16 protein-coding genes are annotated in these 17,136 nt (G+C 39.0%); 6 read left to right on the top strand and 10 right to left on the bottom strand.

Features of this window, described 5'->3' with window-relative positions; all coding sequences use genetic code 11:
- Positions 1-11: 11 nt before the first annotated feature.
- Together EHQ58_RS06905 and EHQ58_RS06900 are read left to right on the top strand one after the other, a co-directional pair.
- Positions 12-2,303 (top strand): sulfatase, encoded by a 2,292-nt coding sequence (locus tag EHQ58_RS06905; RefSeq protein WP_135623148.1) that lies wholly within the window; start codon positions 12-14, stop codon positions 2,301-2,303.
- Between the two features lie 51 nt (positions 2,304-2,354).
- Positions 2,355-3,623, top strand: a complete 1,269-nt coding sequence (locus tag EHQ58_RS06900; RefSeq protein WP_135623147.1) for a 1-acyl-sn-glycerol-3-phosphate acyltransferase — start codon at positions 2,355-2,357, stop codon at positions 3,621-3,623.
- Here the strand turns inward: EHQ58_RS06900 and EHQ58_RS06895 are convergent.
- On the bottom strand, positions 3,620-4,870 hold the full coding sequence (locus EHQ58_RS06895) for an OmpA family protein (protein WP_135623146.1): 1,251 nt from the start codon (positions 4,868-4,870) through the stop codon (positions 3,620-3,622). The genes EHQ58_RS06900 and EHQ58_RS06895 overlap by 4 nt on opposite strands.
- 107 nt (positions 4,871-4,977) lie before the next feature.
- On the opposite strand from EHQ58_RS06895, the gene EHQ58_RS18900 reads away from it, so the two are divergent.
- Entirely contained in the window at positions 4,978-5,532 is a 555-nt protein-coding gene (locus tag EHQ58_RS18900) for a substrate-binding domain-containing protein (RefSeq protein WP_246047207.1), read from the top strand.
- The gene (locus EHQ58_RS18895) at positions 5,498-5,887 is read left to right on the top strand and encodes a substrate-binding domain-containing protein (protein WP_246047205.1); all 390 of its coding nucleotides are present in this window, start codon (positions 5,498-5,500) and stop codon (positions 5,885-5,887) included. The genes EHQ58_RS18900 and EHQ58_RS18895 overlap by 35 nt, the downstream gene beginning before the upstream one ends.
- Here EHQ58_RS18895 and EHQ58_RS06885 read toward each other — a convergent pair.
- The 4 genes from EHQ58_RS06885 to EHQ58_RS06870 are packed head-to-tail and all read right to left on the bottom strand — an operon-like array spanning position 5,880 to position 9,011.
- The gene (locus tag EHQ58_RS06885; protein WP_135623145.1) at positions 5,880-7,340 is read right to left on the bottom strand and encodes an adenylate/guanylate cyclase domain-containing protein; all 1,461 of its coding nucleotides are present in this window, start codon (positions 7,338-7,340) and stop codon (positions 5,880-5,882) included. The two genes, EHQ58_RS18895 and EHQ58_RS06885, sit on opposite strands and share 8 nt — an antisense overlap.
- A complete protein-coding gene (gene hpt / locus EHQ58_RS06880) occupies positions 7,337-7,858 on the bottom strand; it encodes a hypoxanthine phosphoribosyltransferase (RefSeq protein ID WP_135623144.1) in 522 nt (173 codons plus the stop codon). Before hpt ends, EHQ58_RS06885 begins: the two co-directional genes overlap by 4 nt.
- The gene (locus EHQ58_RS06875; RefSeq protein ID WP_135623143.1) at positions 7,855-8,367 is read right to left on the bottom strand and encodes a SixA phosphatase family protein; all 513 of its coding nucleotides are present in this window, start codon (positions 8,365-8,367) and stop codon (positions 7,855-7,857) included. Before EHQ58_RS06875 ends, hpt begins: the two co-directional genes overlap by 4 nt.
- Before the next feature lie 47 nt (positions 8,368-8,414).
- Positions 8,415-9,011 (bottom strand): response regulator, encoded by a 597-nt coding sequence (locus EHQ58_RS06870; RefSeq protein ID WP_135623142.1) that lies wholly within the window; start codon positions 9,009-9,011, stop codon positions 8,415-8,417.
- On the opposite strand from EHQ58_RS06870, the gene EHQ58_RS06865 reads away from it, so the two are divergent.
- Positions 9,012-11,417 carry a hybrid sensor histidine kinase/response regulator gene (locus EHQ58_RS06865; RefSeq protein ID WP_135623141.1) on the top strand — a complete coding sequence of 802 codons (2,406 nt, stop codon included), beginning with the start codon at positions 9,012-9,014 and terminating at the stop codon, positions 11,415-11,417.
- Positions 11,418-11,419: 2 nt separating this feature from the next.
- Here EHQ58_RS06865 and EHQ58_RS06860 read toward each other — a convergent pair whose 3' ends face one another.
- The 3 genes from EHQ58_RS06860 to EHQ58_RS06850 form a co-directional block, all read right to left on the bottom strand.
- Positions 11,420-11,899: a DUF1569 domain-containing protein gene (locus tag EHQ58_RS06860; protein WP_167883557.1), complete on the bottom strand. Its 480-nt coding sequence runs from the start codon at positions 11,897-11,899 to the stop codon at positions 11,420-11,422.
- Between the two features lie 88 nt (positions 11,900-11,987).
- The gene (locus tag EHQ58_RS06855; RefSeq protein WP_425460477.1) at positions 11,988-12,722 is read right to left on the bottom strand and encodes a TerC family protein; all 735 of its coding nucleotides are present in this window, start codon (positions 12,720-12,722) and stop codon (positions 11,988-11,990) included.
- A 66-nt stretch (positions 12,723-12,788) separates the two neighbouring features.
- The gene (locus EHQ58_RS06850; protein ID WP_135623138.1) at positions 12,789-14,228 is read right to left on the bottom strand and encodes a hypothetical protein; all 1,440 of its coding nucleotides are present in this window, start codon (positions 14,226-14,228) and stop codon (positions 12,789-12,791) included.
- A 190-nt stretch (positions 14,229-14,418) separates the two neighbouring features.
- Between EHQ58_RS06850 and EHQ58_RS06845 the strand changes: the two genes are divergently transcribed.
- Entirely contained in the window at positions 14,419-15,696 is a 1,278-nt protein-coding gene (locus EHQ58_RS06845; protein WP_135623137.1) for an adenylate/guanylate cyclase domain-containing protein, read from the top strand.
- 17 nt (positions 15,697-15,713) lie between these two features.
- Here EHQ58_RS06845 and EHQ58_RS06840 read toward each other — a convergent pair whose 3' ends face one another.
- Positions 15,714-16,145, bottom strand: coding sequence for a universal stress protein (locus EHQ58_RS06840; protein WP_135623136.1), 432 nt, complete (start codon positions 16,143-16,145; stop codon positions 15,714-15,716).
- A gap of 33 nt (positions 16,146-16,178) precedes the next feature.
- The gene (locus EHQ58_RS06835; RefSeq protein ID WP_135623135.1) at positions 16,179-17,117 is read right to left on the bottom strand and encodes an RluA family pseudouridine synthase; all 939 of its coding nucleotides are present in this window, start codon (positions 17,115-17,117) and stop codon (positions 16,179-16,181) included.
- Between the last annotated feature and the right edge of the window lie 19 nt (positions 17,118-17,136).

Here is a 17,136-nt window from a genome sequence, read left to right as displayed (position 1 = left end):
TCTAGTCTTAGATGCTTTGTCTTTCTCGATACTTTCGATTCAACCTTGTCTTATTTTTCCTCGCTGCTTTATTATTTCAATGTGGTGAAAGAAATAAATTTACAGGGATATCTTATGATCTAACGCGAGAGTTGAAGAAAGCTTCCACGAAGGTTTCAGGCATGCCTGAAGTCTCCGATCCTCTTACGTATCACTGGAAAAAAAATCCGGGCAGGCAAAGCGAACTTCCCATTGGAAGAAAATGGGAGAATACACAAATCACATTTAATACAGACAAAAACTTGTTTGTAAATCATTCTCTAGATTCTTTATATTTATCGCCAAATGCTAGTTATGAATTTGAGATTGCTTCGGGTAGCTATCAATTTGAGGCTCTAATAGGTTTTCTCAATCAGAATCAAAACAAACGAAATGCCAATGGGGTTTTGATCATAGAGTCAAACCAGAAGGTCCTCATGGAGAGGGAGATTAAGGATACAGATGTTGAGGTCTGGAATGAATTTCATCTGCGGTTGCAAATTGAAAAAAATCTTAAAATCACTTGGAAAAGTAAGGACGATCATTTATTTTTAGCAGAACCACTGTTAATGCAAAATAATTTTGAAAAGAAACCAAATATCATTTTGATTGTCCTAGATTCTGCTCGGAAAGACTTTTTTGGAAGTTATGGATTTCCGTATCCGATCACACCAAATATGGATCAGCTAGCCAAAGAATCCGTAGTTTTCGAAAATCCATTTTCGAATGGAAATTGGACGAAACCATCGATGATGTCTTTTTTCCATTCAGAATACTCTTCCAATTTAGGGCTTGGTAACTCTTGGTTCACGACAAAGCCGTACCAGCGAAAAGTATACTACGGCAAAAAAAGAGAGAACCTGGTTTCTATTCTTAGAGATAGGGGTTACTATACAAAGTCGATTATGAATAATGTATTCTTTTTAGATTATACGACTGTAGGAATTGATTTAGGTTTTCACAATTCCTTTCAAGTCGGGATGGATATCTTTGACACAGAGGCATTGACCAAACACGCTTTGGACTTTGTGGAGGAGAAAAAAGATATTCCATTTTTTTTGCATTTTAATTTGAATACACCCCATGCTTCTTATTCGCCCCCGCCAGAAGATATGAACTATGTGAAAAAAATTATACCAGCGGAAGCATTCTATAAGTTTGAATCACCTGTTCAGCGTTATATTGGTGAAATGGTTTATACAGATAGAGAGATTGGAAAATTAATCGAAAAGTTAAAAGCTTTAGATCTTTATGACAATTCCATGATCATCATTACAGGGGACCATGGAGAATTATTCAGTCCACATCATGATTATAGCTATCATTTCATTATGAAAACAAGATTTGGGCATGGGGAAACACATTACGATGAAGAGATTAACGTTCCATACTTTATCAAACTACCTTCTCCCTTAAAAGCGGTGCGTAACAAAATCGATGGGCAATCCTCCTTACTTTCGATTCTTCCCACAGTGCTTGGACTCATTGGTCTTGATTCAGAAGCATTTTCCTTCAAGGGAGTCGATTACTCGGTGTGCATTCTTTCGTCTGAACCTTGTCCGAAAGAAGATAAGATTTATACAGAAGGACGAATGTCTGAATCTGTGAGAACGGAAGCTTACAAATACATTCGCAGATACCCTGGTTTTACGACTGTTAGAAGAACATTTGATGGTGAGCCGCATCAGATGCAAGAAGAGCTCTATGACTTAAAAAAAGATCCAGAAGAAAAAGTAAATCTCTCCATTTTAGCAGAAGGTTCAAACTTACTTGCGAGAGCTCGCATTGATTTTGAAAACGGTAATTTTCTTACACGGAATCGAATCCATCTTCGGCTCCCACCTTGTCCGACGAGCAAATGCAGAGATAACGGGAGTCTAGCGCTACAAGGTTCTTTTTATCAATGGCAAACATCGTCTACCGTAAGTATACAGTCAAGTTCTGCAAAATCTCTGATCTTCGAAATGGAAACGGGAGTAGAACCCGTGGAAATTATGTTTCATACGGTAAATCCAGAGATGGAAGGAAGTTTTCGTTTTTCCCGCGATGGGTTACCTGTTTCCTACAGGCTCGGGAAATGGGGCATTGAAACAGCGTTCAGCAATCCTAGCCAGACAAGAGAGTTTATACTTTCGGAGAAAAATCCAATGGGTTGGATGACATCAGACATACCTTGGGTCTATAATGATGGAGCCTTTAGTGGTACTACGGAATCTAGCATCCAAAAGGAGATGGGCAAGGAAGTAAAAAAAATTCTTGAAACATGGGGATACATTCATGAATAAAAAAAGGTAGAAAACGATAGTATCCTTTTCAATCTGATCTACACACCGACTATGAAATCAACTTTCATTCCTCCCGCATTTGAACTTCCTGTTGCTCTAACACTAGATTTTAGTTTTCCTTTACTTTCCAAATTATTATTCAATCTCGATAGTGTAGAAATTGCGCGCGAGGATCTAAAGTATCTTCGAGAGTTTCGCAATAAACGATTATTATATTTATCAAACCATCCTTCCGAAGTAGAACCGATTATCGCGTATCATGTGGCAAATCAAATGGGAACTAGATTCCACTTTATGGCCTCAAGAAATATATTCAATTGGGGATTTGGACTCGTTGGCGAATTGATTAAACGAGTAGGTGCCTTTTCTATTTTGACAGGTAGCGCCGATCGCGATGCGATTAAAATGTCTCGAAAGATTTTATCTTCTTCTGATGGTAAACTAGTCCTCTATCCCGAGGGTATGATGTCAGGTGAAAATGATAATCTTGTGTCTTTTATGCCAGGTGTTGCTCAGGTCGCCTATGGTGGTTTAGAAGACGCTTTAAAAAAAGATCCCTCTGCACAGTTGATGGTACTGCCTACGGCAGTTAAATATATCATTTCAGGATCAAAGGATTCTATCCTTCGTAAGGTGGAAGAATCTCTCCAGAGAATTGAGCGAAAATTGAAACTATATCCTGGTGGAAGGACATTGCTGAGACGTTTTTTGACGGTAGGAAGAGTTTTGTTGGAAGAAACCGAATTTGAATTAGGTGTTCCAAAGGCTGATATCGATGGAAAGGATTTTGATTATCGTCTAGGTCGAGCTCGCCATACCGCTTTAAACCAAGCAGCATCCATCTTAAACGTAAAATTTAAAGATACGGATCACGCCATAGAAAAGATCCGACAACTATTCACGGCTATCGATAGCTTGGAAGCAGGGTCTCCCTTACCAACAACTCCGAAAGAGCTCTCGCCACAAAATATCAGAAGAGCAAAACAGCTCGTTGATACAGCTTATACCTTCCTCATCACAAAACCAAGAAATCTAATCCAATACCCTTCTGCCGAAAGATTGTTCGAATGGATCTGTAGTTTTGAAAGGCATGTTTTTGGGAAAAGCGAAGACAGAGCAAGAAAAGCCCAAGTTCTCATAGGCACTGCCTTTTCTATTGAACCATACCATCAGATTTTTCTCTCCAATAAACGAGAGGGCATCGTAGCCTTGATGTCTGAGATCAGAAAACAAATGGAGATTCTAGTCGAAAGAGGCAAAAATTTAACTGAGCCCGTTGTCGCTCCCTACTCGGTCGGACTCGATATCAATATCGGCTAATCGAGTACAAGCGTGATTTCAACGCGTCTGTTTTTTGCACGGTTTTCATCTGTATCATTGGGTGCTACGGGAATCGCATCGCCATAACCTTTAAACGAAATTTTGGATTCTTCCATTTTATGTATATCAACTAACTCATGTAATACAGATTTTGCTCTCTCCTCAGATAGTTTTTGATTGTATTCCTTTCTTCCAGTACTATCTGTATGGCCAGAAACCCTGATTTCACGACCAGGATATTTTTTGAGAATTTCGGAAATCTTTTTGATCGCGGATTCTGCTTCGGTTTTTAACTTCGAATCGTTAAAATCAAATAAAATGGAATCCAATGAAAAAATCACTCCATCCTCCGAGGTCCTTACTGAAACTGGTGATTCGGTCGCCTGGTTTAACTTAAGTGGATTTGGTTTTGAGAAATCATCTACAATTAGATCCTTTAACACATCTTCGGTGATTTTTTCTTTTTCGACTGTATTTAGACTTTTACGTGACTGGTAAATCCCCTGGATATCATAACTTGCTTCCTGTACTGTTCCATCTTGTAAGATAAATGTATACGAGAGCTTAACCTCCTTAAATTCTGGAAGTCCTTTCTCCGCATTGAAGTAGACAATCCCTCGAGCGAAGCCAAATATTTTATTTGGAGAATTTGCATTTCTTTTACTTTTATCAGTTTTGTTGAAATAGATAGGATATGTGTAACTGATCTTATCTGCGAAACCCGTTTGATTTTGAAATTGCCATTTAGCCTTGCCCAGATAACTGTATTCAGGTTCCACATCAATTTTGATCCGTTCGCCGGAGAAATCGAAAGACTCCTCTGCTGGTAATTTCCATGTATCTCCGACGAGCACGGGCGAATCAGGAAAAGTTGGGAAACTTCTCAAATTGGGCATGATGTATTGATCTGCTACTTCGTATTTTCCATTTCTTAAGATTTTAAAATCCGATTCGAAATTTTTGTCTTTTTGAAATGGTCCAGTCGTTTTGCCAAATCGTATGTAGGTATCAAAAAATGCCGAAACTTGACAGCCAACGGAATCGCACTTTGTCGTTTTTAAAAGGATTCTGTTTCTGTCCTCCCGGGAAACACTTCTGGTTCCGACTCGGAAATTCACATCATGGTATTCATTGAGTTCCAATACTTGCTTTTCTTCCCATTTCCATTGCAATTTGACTGGCTCTATACCCTCTGCTCGGGACGGAAAGGAGAGAAGAAAGAGGATTCCGATTACGATTGTTCTCACACCTTAAGCATCGGGGTCACGGGAAAAAAATAAACGTACGAATCGAAAAATAATTACGTTTTTTACGATTGACGGATGCTTTTGCATGATTCATCCCCTTCCTAGTCATGAAAAAACGGTTATTGCTATTTTACATTTTGATTACAATGGGAATTTCTAATTGTAAGGAAAAACAGACGTTGACGATTGCTGGTTCCGAGACCATGAATGCGATGATGCGTTATCTCGGATCGGAGTATCAAAATACGAATTCTGATATCCTTGTAAAAGTAGAAGGTGGCGGGTCCGAACAAGGGATCGACCTTCTTAGAAAAGGTGTTATCGATATTGCCGTTTCCTCTCGTGATCTCACACAAAGTGAAACGGATGATTTGCGCAAAACGGGCAATTTGGATAAAGTAAGAATTGCTTATGACGGCGTGGCTATCGTTGTGAATCGAAATCATTTTCTCGGAAAAATCCATCTCACACAAATATCAGATATATTTTCTGGAACCATTAAGAACTGGAAAGAGTTAGGTGGTCCTGACCAGCCCATACAAATTGTTGCTCGCAATGAAAAATCAGGAACACTCGATTATTTTGAAAACCATATCCTTCGCCAAAAAGATTTAGGTGCAGTTGCATATGAAAAAAAATCGAAAGCGAAACATTTCCTCTGATGCAAAGATCGTGAAGGACAATGCGGAAATGGCCAACTTCCTTGAATCCAATCCGCATGCGATCGGCTTTATGGGAATGGGGAGTGCGACAGTTGATCATAAGGATAAAATCAAAGCCCTTGAATATGCACGGACTCCAAAAGACGAATATGTGACACCATCTGCGCGAAATGTTTTTGATCGAAAATATAAATTAGCAAGGGAACTTTTCGCAATCTATAAAACCGACCAAGGTGATAAGATTGATGCCTTCATTACTTATCTTACGAGTGAAAAGGGACAAGAGTTAATCTTAAAATCCGGTTATTTGCGGGCAAGTCTACCTGAGGTAGAAGTCTCCTCCGAGGCTAGGTAAGAGAAGCTGGCATAAGTTTAAACACGGTGGCCGGTGTGCCAACACCTTTAAGCCGTGCAGATAGTCTTTCGGACTGGAATCCTGATTTGATCACTTCTGCCTGGGTCCCGGGAGCATTCCAAACGGATTCTGAGATCCAAATCTCTCCTGAACTGGCAAGTCCTTGGACTCGCGCAGCGATGTTGATTGATTGGCCAAAGTAATCAAGTCTCTCATCATTAACGACCGCTAAAGCAGATCCTTCATTTAAGCCTACCTTCAAACCGATTTCATACCCTTCATTCTTCCATGCAAGGTTCATCCCTTCAATTTTTTTAAGCATCTCTAAGGATGCTAGTAGTCCTTCTATGGGAGTTGAGAACGTAGCCATAATGGCATCTCCCATCGTTTTTACGATTGCTCCTTTATATTCTCTGACCGTGTCTGTAAGGAGTTGGAAGTGTTCTTGGACGAGCCTGTAAGCAAGGATATCGCCGGCTTGGTCGTACATTTCTGTAGAACCTCTAAGGTCTGTGAACATGATCGTGAGCGACTTTACATTTAGATTGAGATCTGGGGAAAGTTTATGGATTCTAAATAATTCTCTAAACGACTGATTGTTTAAGAGCATTTTTGCCGTGAGAAATGGTGTGATCTTTGTAGGAAATTTTTTATAAATTGACTGCAGAATTTCTGAGTTAGGTGTTAAAGCTTGAATGCCTGCAATTGCATGAGATCGATTTTGAACCGTAATATGATACTTGCCTGGTTTTAAGCTTTTTTCACTCGGCAGAAAACCAGAATCCAAAAGGTCTACGTAAATATGAGAGTCGATGGGTTCTGCATTTTTATCTGCCTTAAAGAAGGCGGCAGCATTTCTATTGATGGAGACGATCTGTAATATCTCTCCCATATCTTCACCTAATACGAGGTCAATATCAAATTCAAACTTTTCATCTGGTTTTAAAACAGCGAATTTTCGAATCGTCTTACGTATCCAAGAAATGAGTTGTTCCGATTTTACATAATTTTTTGAAAAATAGTAGTCATAGTATTCTTCTAAGGAAGCAAAAGGGTCTACATTGTTTTCATAGAGGGAAGGGTGCAATTCAAAAGAAACTTCCACTTGGTCATCAAGTAGGGTCGGAACTACAAAATTACAAACGACACAATGGAAATCTTTACTTTGGATTTGGTCCAATTTGTAATGGGTATGAACGATTCCTCCGCAAAGCGGGCAAAGTAAATTATAAGCAAAATCAAACAGTCCTACTTTAGTGGCATGGACAAAAAAGTCTACCGTTTCATCCTCACCTAAGTCGTGTTTTGCTGCAAAGGCCAATGGATTGATCCGAGTGAGATTTAAATCCTCCGAGTTTCTAATTACGCCTTCTGCCTTTTTTAGAACCTCTTCTTTTAGTATGGGAAAGGTGCTGAGATTACCAAATTTTTGATTAAATATTGCTTCTTTCATTCTAGATCCTTAGCTTCGAATTTGGCCACGTAAGGAAGATTTCTATATTTTCCAGCATAGTCTAAGCCATAGCCTACTAAAAATTCATCTTGAATGACAAATCCGGGATAATCCACTTTTAAGTTTGGATTTGCCTTTTCTTTCTTCCAAAAGAGTGCCGCAATCTTTAATTCCTTTGGATTCTGTTTGAGTAAGTCATTCACAAGAAATTCTAAAGTTTTACCTGTATCAACAATATCTTCCACAATCAATATGGATTTTTTCTCTATGGAGTTCTTTAATAATTTAGTATATTCGATGGTTCCTGTAGAAGATGTTCCGTCTCCATAAGAGGAGGCACCTATGAAATCAATTTCATGAGGAATGGCAATAGACCTGCAAAGATCAGCGGTAAAAATGAAGCCACCATTCAGAACTCCGATGAGAAGCAAATCTTGGCCTAAAAAGTCTCTGGAAATCTCGCGACCCAGTTCGTCCACCCGGGTGTGTATGCGTTCCTCTGAAAATAATGCTTTCATTCCTTACCAATTTTTCCTGGAATCCAGAAGACTTTGAGCCGAGCGGTGCCCCATGCTAGTTCTTTCCAATTTTCACCTGCGAATGTTAGACCCATGAAACCTGCGGTTGGGAATTTTTGTATTCGGCTTGGCTCCGTATTTCCAAAGAGCAGTCCATTGGCAAACTCTTCGAGACCTGGGTTATGACCGACGATCATGGCAGAGTGAATGTTGTTTGGAATCCCGTGGCAGAGAAAAAGCAAATCTTCACCTCCAGCTTCGTAAATCGATCCATTGCTTTCTGGTCTTGGCAACCGGAGAAATTCCTTTCTAAGGGAAGCATATGTTTTTTCCGCGCGGGTGGCAGGGGAGACGAAGGCAGCATCGATATCTAACTGGTAATCAAGTAAATAGGACCTGAGCGCCTTGACTTGTTTTCTTCCTCTTTCTGAAAGACCTCGTTTTTCATCGGAAAGATAAGGTTCGTCCCATTCTGATTTGGCATGTCGAAGTAAATAGATATGTTTCATATATAGTGATTCTAAATCACCATCGAGGAAGCAGGATGACTATTAAACTACTTTTGCATTTCTTTCTGGTATTTTGAGATCAATTCGTTATTATTTTTACAAGAAAACTTTGTTCGCATCTGGTTGAGGTGGTATTCTACTGTTTTTCTCGATTTGTTGATTTGATCGGCAATTTCGTTTTGAGAAAGGCCTTGGATGAGAAGTTGTAAAATTTCGATTTGAAAGGATGAAAAGGGAAGCACCACGGAGCTGATTCCGTCAGAGACAAAATAATCTCCATTTAAAATCGTCTCGATAACAGTGGGTAGTTGAGAGATAGGATCTGATTTGAGTATGTAACCATCTGCTTTTGCTTTCATAGCATTTTCGACATACATCTGTCCCGAGTGAAGGGTAAACATAGCAACTTTTGTAGTTGGGTATTTTGCTTTTACTTCTCTAAGAACATCAAGTCCGCTGCCGTCCGGAAGATCCACGTCTAGTAACAAAAACTGAACTTCCGTTTCACTCAGAAATTTTTTAATTTCTGTGCAAGTTCGGAACTCTCCCAATACTTGAAAGAAAGGCTTCGTTTTGAGGACGGAGATGATGCCTTCGGTTACGACAGAATGATCTTCTAAGATTGCAATTTTTATAGGTTCCACGTGAGCTACTTCAACAGATTTGAATTTCAACATAACCAAAAGTTAAACCATTGCAAAGCTATTTTTGCACTCGCCGTTCTACTCTTAACATTTTCTTGTGCACAAAAAAAATCAGTACCAGTAGGCGAAGCGGGAATCCTAGATGCACAGAATTGGTTCATCTCGAAGTCAAATCTAGAGCTGAGAGGAGAGTGGCGTTTTTTCTGGAAACAGCTTCTCAATCCAAATGAAGTAGACCCAGAAAATGGATACTTACAACCCGCAGGTAAACATTGGACGTCTTTAAAGAAAGACGGAAATAATCTACCTAGTTTTGGTTATGGCACATACCGTCTTGATGTCATATTGCCAGAATCACATGAGGCATTGGCACTAGCTGTGCCTGTGATTCATACAGCCTATCGACTTTACATTGATGGGGAGTTAAAGTACGAAAATGGAATCGTATCTGAATACGAAATGGTGCACAGACCTTCTTATCATACGAAAATTTTTCCCATTCAGAGTTACAAGAAACGGTTAAGAATCCAATTAGAAGTTTCAAATTATACCCATAAAATAGCGGGGATGAAAGAGTACATAACTCTAGGGAGAATCGATAAAATCTATTCAGCCGGTGCAGAGAGCTATATTATCAATTGGTTGATCATTTTAATTCTCGGCATTTTGGCATTTTATCATTTTTCAATTTATGGTTTGAGAAAATCGGAGGCAGCCTCCTTCCATCTAGGATTTCTTTATATTGGAATCATCCTTATGCTTCTTACTCTCTCTCAAGGGCGAATATTATTTAATATTTTTCCTGATGAGTGGTGCACTTTATTGATTCGAATCTCGAAAATTGGACTTCCTATAAGTATCTATAACGGTAGTCAGGTTTTATATCTTTTGTTTTTAAACCAAAGATTTAAACCAATCATATCTTTCACAAAAGTATATTGTTTAATATATATTTTAGTGTGCTTATTCACGCCGGTGTCTTATTTAGGAGCGCTTTCATATCCATTTGAGTTTGGTGTCATATTCTTTTTCATTCTTGGGGGAATATTTACCGTGAGGGCTGTGATCGAACAAAAGAAAGACAGTTTACTTTATCTATTTAGTTTAACGTTAATCTGTTTGGGTGCGATTCTTGATATACTATATAATGGAAATTATCTAAATATTAAGATTACACTTGGGTATTATAATGTGATTTTTTTTCTTGTTCCCCAATCCTATATCCTGACTCGGTCCATTGTCGAGATATTTAAGTCTGAAGAAAAAATCTCCCGTCAGCTCATCAAAAATAATGAAGAGTTGGAAAACAAAGTACAGGAGCGAACAAAAGAATTATTAAAAGCAAACAGGTGGAAAGCGAGTTTCGTCTCCCTAATGTCGCATGATTTAAGATCCCCGCTTATTGGCGTAAACCAAATCCTCGACGTATTGCAGTTTAAATTTGCGACGATGCCTGATGGCGAAAAACTTAAATTTATCTCCTTATGCAAAGACGGATTAAATAATTCTCTAAGAATGCTCAAATCTTTACTCGATGTCAGTCGATTCGATTCAGACGGAATTAAATTACAGCAGAGTCTGTTTTCACTCAAAGAACTACTTACGGATGTGTTAAACTTTATTAAGCCTATCGCAACGATTAAAGAAATCCAATTGAACATGGTCGTCGAGAACGATAGTTACATCATTGGCGATCGGGCATTACTTGAGGAAGTGTTCATCAATATTCTCACAAATGCAGTAAAATTTTCCTATCCAAAGACAAGTGTTGACATCTTGGAGAATACTAAAGGTGATTGGGTCGCGATAGAAATTCGAGATTCTGGTATAGGAATGGAAGAAGATGTTATATCTAGAATCATGGGTGAGAAAACAACCAAGAGTAGGGCTGGCACAAATGGTGAACTTGGAAGTGGGCTTGGATTAAAACTTTGTATCAATATCTTAGATGCTCATTTTAGCAAACTTAGAATAAGAAGTGAGTTAGGCAAAGGTTCTATATTTCAAATTCAGTTTTCCAGACATCTAAAATCTGTGCTTCTGGTTGACGACTCAGATACGTATCGTTCCCGTTTGGCGGAAGAATTGAGACGTAAAAAATGGATTGTAATTGAGGCAGCAAACGGGGAAGAGGCTTTAAATCATCTAGCACGCATTAAGCCAACTTTGATCGTCACTGATAAGGAAATGCCAGTTATGGATGGAATTTCTTTTTTGCATGAATGGGAAGCCATGAGAGGAGATCTGAAAATTCCTGTCGTGTTGATTAGTTCTGACATTTCATTATCGGAAGATCAGTCGTTTTTAAAGGAGGAGGGTTTGGATGATATGGTGGATATGTATCTATCCAAAATTCTATCTATTGAACGTTTGGTGGAAAAAATCTCGACTGTCAAGAGTCCCTAGACTCAAATAAAAGTAATTCTTTCAAAGTGATTTTTAATATGAAGTGCATGTGCCTGATCATATTCTTCTTTATTTAAGTTTCCATATGCAAAATGAGGCTTCAGATCTTCAGATTTTTTAGTTTCAAAATAAGCGATAGCTTCCAAAAGTTCTTTATGTCCGGTTGAAAATGGAATTTGGAGATCAAGCTTTTCCGATCCGGGAATCGGTTCTTCCAGACCATGTCTCATCTTTCCGCGTAGAGAGAAGACGGCAAAGGCCGCGCTTCCAATCGTACTTCTGAATAGAGTAGATTTCATATCAGGGTAGCCATTGATTGAATATTGAATGCTTTGGGCACAATGTGAAAAAACAGTTCCCAAACTCCAAGTTCCATCGATCGCTAAATTTTTTTCTGCCTCTCTTAGTTTTGTTAAAACTTGAGATAACTCTTTCAATGACTTGGCATTCTCTAATTCATTCGAAAAATTATCTTTTGACATATTGTTTTCCTGCGACCTTAGAAGTGATGGAAGAAAGACAAACGATGTTAAGGATATAAATTTTCTTAAAAACGTTTGCCTTTTCATGCTATTTACCTTTTAAAACTACGGGTTTGCTGCTCGACCCTCTAACTTTCATGTTTAGGAATTCTACCGCGATAGAAAAAGCCATAGCAAAATAGATATATCCTTTTGGTATATGCATCTCCATCCCTTCGCCAACGAGTGCTAGTCCGATCAATATTAGAAAGCTAAGAGCGAGAATTTTGATTGTAGGATGTCTATCGACAAAGTCGGAAATTCCTCCGCTTGCCAGTAACATAAATCCTACTGACAAGACAACTGCGGTGATCATGATTAGTAAATTATCTGTCATACCTACGGCAGTGATAACAGAATCTAAGGAAAAGACAATGTCCAGAATCATGATCTGAATGATCACATTCGTAAATGTAACCTTCTTTTTTTCACTCTCTGAGGATTCTGCTTCCCCTTCCAATTTATGATGGATTTCTGTCGTGGATTTCCCGATTAGAAAGAGTCCTCCGACAATCAAAATCAAGTCCCGTCCACTGATCGCGTGTCCAAGGATTGTGAAGAAAGGCTCTGTTAATTTCATGATCAGGGAAAGTGAAAAAAGTAACATAATTCTCGTTAGCATGGCAAGAATAAGACCTACCTGGCGGGCACTTTTCTGCTGGTTTTTGGCAAGACGTGACGAGAGAATGGAAATGAATATTATATTATCGATACCGAGTACGATCTCTAAGCCAGTGAGCGTAATGAGGGCAGCCCAAACGGTAGGGTCTGAGAATAGTTCTATCATGGAAGTTCCTTTGAACCATAGCATCCAAAAGAAATTGATAAAAATCTACAAAAAAAAATACACCTACTTGGAAATACGCATTAGCAACCAATCGGAACAGACAATGTTTTCGATCCCGGTCCTTCCAAAAAGTTGATTTTGACCAGGTACAGCAATCCCCCATTTGAAAGCATTCGGTAGAAGGGATGGATGTGATTTGTCCCAATTTAAATTATGCACCCAAGGGTAATAAATGCCTTCCGGTGTAAAAGGGACAAGTTGTAATTTGGCGTCACTAAACGCGCGCAAGTATTTAGTTGGCCAATATGTCGCGGCGCCGGGTGAAATTCCCCATTGCGAAAGCGTTTCTATGGCACAGCTAATTCTTTGCTCCTGCAAATTTTTACCAGAATTGATCTTTGCCTGAATTGATTCGGAGGTCCAATAACGATGCGAAACAAAGATTAGCCCTATCAGGAAAATGTAGGAAATTAGCTTCATCATTTTTGGTTTTGCTTGTAGTTGAAAAAAGAATAAAGAGACGCAAGATAGAGGTAAAAAATAAAAATAACGTGCATTTGGTTCAATTTTGCTAATCATAACGAAAATTAAGCTTAATAAAAATCCAAACGGTAAGATCAAAAATTTTAGCTGATTTCTGTATTTTAGGCTCTGAAAAATTGTTAAGAAAAATAAAATCGCGAATAGTGGGAGGAGGAAATCGTTCCCTGGCAAATTTTTTGACAAACTAAAAAGTTGACCAAAAAAATCTCCTGGATTTTGGGATAAGGAGGTATAGGCATCTTTTAAGGATTCCTTTAAGGGAAATTGTTTGGGAAGATAGGAGCCGATACCCGTTTGTCTTTGAAAATATAGAAATATATAATAAAAAGAGGCTCCAGACGCAACAGCAGTTAGGATTTTGTTTGGTCGTATGCGTTCGCTAACCAAACAAACAAGGGTTAGTGGTAAAAATGAATGTACCAAAAACCAAAGTTCAGAGTAAACCGAGAGTGCGAAAACAAAGCCCAATAAGAGAGAACGTCTATACGATAATGTCTCCTTAAATTTAAGGATATTTAAAGAAACTCCAAGTAATAAAAATTCGGTTCCATGAAAGGAAGGTAGAAAAAATTGACCCCAGCTTTGAGGGAACATCTCTCCGATCCTGAGAAAGAGTAAAGCTGCGACAAGTCCAACGCTCCTCGAATGGCCTAATGCTCTAAGCAGAAAAATTACGGAAAAAAAACAGAAAAATGCAAATCCAAAGTGGATCAAGTAAATGTTACTAGTGAATTTGGAAAGGATATAGATGACGATCAAATCAGGAAACAAACAATGTGAAGGTGGAGTAACCCAGCCATTCACTAAAGTGTGAGAGAGATTGAAATCCTTAACAAACAAATAAGGATAAAGGGCATCACTGTTTGTCACTTCACCAAAGTGATAGTAATAAATGGCATCAAAGGAAGGTTGTAAAAACCAAAATAATAGCGCCAGAAATAGAAGTCGTAAGAGTAACATCATTGTTGAAGGATCACCCAAGGTGTTTCATTCAGGCATTGAAGATCAACAGCAAATCTTTTTACGAATTTGAAAAATTGGCAGATTTGAAAAAAAGGTTCCAAAAAAATTCAGTGGACAATCCATCATTTTGGCAGATGAATCAATTATTGATTTTGAAAAAGGGCGAGAGGGATACGTTCCTAAAGGCATGACAAAAACTGACGAATTATTACTTGAAAGAGAATACGAGGGACTTCGTATCTCCTTCTTATTAAAGATATTTTTTTTCCTCACAATGCTAGGAGGAAGTTTTTCTCCGGAAGCCAATCATTTTGAAAGAATGTATGCCAGTCTTACATTCTTTTTTGTCATCACTATGATTTGTCTTTTTCTTTTTCTAATCCGACAAAAGAAGTTACTTACTTTAGTCGGAACCTTAAGTGCCTTACTGGATGGACTGTCATTAACGATCTTAGTCATTATCTGGTACTTGGCGGTAGGCGGCACTTCCGTTACTCCAGCCTTCCTGTTGAAGTCTTCGATTTATACATTCAGTGTCGGCTTGATGATTCTGAATAGTTTTGCCTTAAAACCGATTTACCCAGCAATTGTTGGCATCGTATTTACAATCGGCCAAATAGGCTTTTTTGTGTTTGCTGTTTCCATTGCGGGAGATATGAATACGAAGACGTTTAATGAACATGTTCTTTCGGATAAGGTTAGTTATTTTCTTTACTTTGTAGTACATGTTGCTATCCCTTTTTTTTTTGGAAGTATGGCGCTTACCTTTCTTACTTGGATCGCACGAACAACCGTTAGAAAAGCGGTGAGTCTAGAAAAAGATAAAGCACAAATGCAGCGTTATTTTTCACCAGGTATCGCCGACAAGATAACGGCAGCAGATGATAATTTCTTTCAGCCTGGCGGAACAAGGTCGAAAGTGGCAGTCATGTTTTGTGATATTCGAGGCTTTACAAAATTGAGCGAGTCACTTTCGCCAGAAGAAGTTGTCGAATTATTATCTCGTTACCATTCTCGAATGGTAGAGGTGTTGTTTAAGTTTAATGGAACTCTTGATAAATATATTGGAGATGCGATCATGGCCACATTTGGAACACCCACCACAACATCCCTTGATGCTGAAAATGCATTATCTGCAGCCTTAAATATGCGTACAGCTTTGAAAGAGTTTAACGCCGAACAGAACAAAGCCGGAAAAGCAGAATTAACTCATGGAATTGCTATCAACTACGGGGAAGTCATTGTCGGAAATATAGGAACTCGCGAACGTTTAGAATACACAGTCATCGGAGACACGGTCAATGTAGCAAGTCGGATGGAATCTCTCTGTAAGGAATATGGAGCTGATATCTTAATTTCAGAAAGTTTAAGAGCAAATATCATGTCTGAATACAACTTTGTTTCTTTAGGAGAGATCCATCTAAGAGGTAAAGACAATCCTGTAAATATATATCAAGTTCTATAAATATAATCAGAGGAGTATTACCTTACAACCGTTACGCTACAGGAAGCATGGTGCACAACCCGATCGGAAACACTTCCCACTAAAAATCTTCCGATGACTCCATGACCTCGACTTCCCATGACGATCATATCAACCTTTTCTGACTCGGAGACATTGATGATTTCTTCCGCAGGGTAACCTTCCACAACGACCCTTCTCCAGTTGACTTGGGTACTCTCTAAGGCTGGATGCACTTTTTCAAATCTTTGTTCTGATATCCATTTGACTCGGTCTTTTCCTGCAGGAGCCGCATCATAATAACCAGGAAGAGGTCCAAAATCTTCAATTACCTCTAGGACAATGCACTCTGCTTTACTCGCTTGTGCAATGGCGAGTGCCATCTCGAGTGCGCGCTTGGAACTTTCTGATCCATCTACGGGAACTAAAACTTTGCGTATCAATTTTTCCATGTTAAATCTAATCTAACTCATCTGGTAAAGAAATCAATAGCTTTTACATTTTCTCGCAAACGTTTTAAATCTTTCCGGTAGTTCCAATTCGATATCTATGACTTTACCTTCTTGGAATGGGTGTGGAAATTGAATGCTCCGTGCAAATAGTAACATACCATATTGGGCATATTCCTTGGCGGATTTAGAATATAAACTATCTCCAACCACAGGGCATCCAATTTTTTGTAGGTGAACACGAATTTGGTGCGTTCTTCCTGTTTCGATCTCTACGGAAAGAAAAGAAAACTTTCTACCAGTTTGTGTTTGAATGATCTCTTCGGTTTTGTAATGTGTAATGGCATCACGTCCATCTTCCCTCACACACATTTTAATCCTTTCCACCGGGTTTCGACCGATAGGCATACGAATCGTTGCTTGTGCTTCGACGGGAGATTGTAAAACCCATGCATTGTATTGTTTTTTCACTTTCCGGTCTTGGAACATTTTTGAAAGAGCTGCATGTGCTCTGTCCGACTTGGCGATCACGAGTGCCCCCTCCGTCGGTTTGTCCAATCGATGGACAATGCCCGGCCTACGTTCGCCACCAACGCTGGAGAGTTGTTTGAATTGATAGAGAAGCCCATTGACGAGGGAAGGTTGGTCATCTCCTGGCCCACTATGACAAGCAATGCCTGGTTTCTTGTGGATGACCATAAATTCCTCCTCATCATAAAGAATGGGGATATCCATAGGGATGGGATCGAGGCGGGAGGCTGGTCTCGGTGGTATCAGAATCGAAAAGGTTTCCCCAGGTGTGACACGGTATCCGTTTTTCTGAATGGACTTGCCCGTAGCAATGTCTGTGACAAATCCAGAATCAATCCATTTTTGGACGGTAGAGCGAGAAAGATCATCGCCAGCATTTTCTTTTAGGAAAACATCTAGCCTGGAATCCGTGTAATCTTCAGAAACGGTGACATTTATTTGCATTTTCGGTTGTTATCTAGTG

Origin of the sequence: Leptospira ognonensis (genome assembly GCF_004770745.1) — a bacterium.
In the GTDB taxonomy this organism is placed as follows: Bacteria; Spirochaetota; Leptospiria; order Leptospirales; family Leptospiraceae; genus Leptospira_A; species Leptospira_A ognonensis.
The sequence above is the reverse complement of the archived record's forward strand: the minus strand, read 5'-3'. Positions and strand labels throughout refer to the sequence as shown.

Excerpts from the sequence above, each read along its gene's own strand:
- hpt (WP_135623144.1), bottom strand. The coding sequence starts at position 7,858 with ATGAAAGCATTATTTTCAGAGGAACGCATACACACCCGGGTGGACGAA.
- EHQ58_RS06840 (WP_135623136.1), bottom strand. The coding sequence starts at position 16,145 with ATGGAAAAATTGATACGCAAAGTTTTAGTTCCCGTAGATGGATCAGAA.
- EHQ58_RS06850 (WP_135623138.1), bottom strand. The coding sequence starts at position 14,228 with ATGTTACTCTTACGACTTCTATTTCTGGCGCTATTATTTTGGTTTTTA.
- EHQ58_RS18895 (WP_246047205.1), top strand. The coding sequence starts at position 5,498 with ATGAAAAAAAATCGAAAGCGAAACATTTCCTCTGATGCAAAGATCGTG.
- EHQ58_RS06835 (WP_135623135.1), bottom strand. The coding sequence starts at position 17,117 with ATGCAAATAAATGTCACCGTTTCTGAAGATTACACGGATTCCAGGCTA.
- EHQ58_RS18900 (WP_246047207.1), top strand. The coding sequence starts at position 4,978 with ATGAAAAAACGGTTATTGCTATTTTACATTTTGATTACAATGGGAATT.
- EHQ58_RS06905 (WP_135623148.1), top strand. The coding sequence starts at position 12 with ATGCTTTGTCTTTCTCGATACTTTCGATTCAACCTTGTCTTATTTTTC.
- EHQ58_RS06860 (WP_167883557.1), bottom strand. The coding sequence starts at position 11,899 with ATGTCAAAAGATAATTTTTCGAATGAATTAGAGAATGCCAAGTCATTG.
- EHQ58_RS06885 (WP_135623145.1), bottom strand. The coding sequence starts at position 7,340 with ATGAAAGAAGCAATATTTAATCAAAAATTTGGTAATCTCAGCACCTTT.
- EHQ58_RS06845 (WP_135623137.1), top strand. The coding sequence starts at position 14,419 with ATGACAAAAACTGACGAATTATTACTTGAAAGAGAATACGAGGGACTT.
- EHQ58_RS06875 (WP_135623143.1), bottom strand. The coding sequence starts at position 8,367 with ATGAAACATATCTATTTACTTCGACATGCCAAATCAGAATGGGACGAA.
- EHQ58_RS06900 (WP_135623147.1), top strand. The coding sequence starts at position 2,355 with ATGAAATCAACTTTCATTCCTCCCGCATTTGAACTTCCTGTTGCTCTA.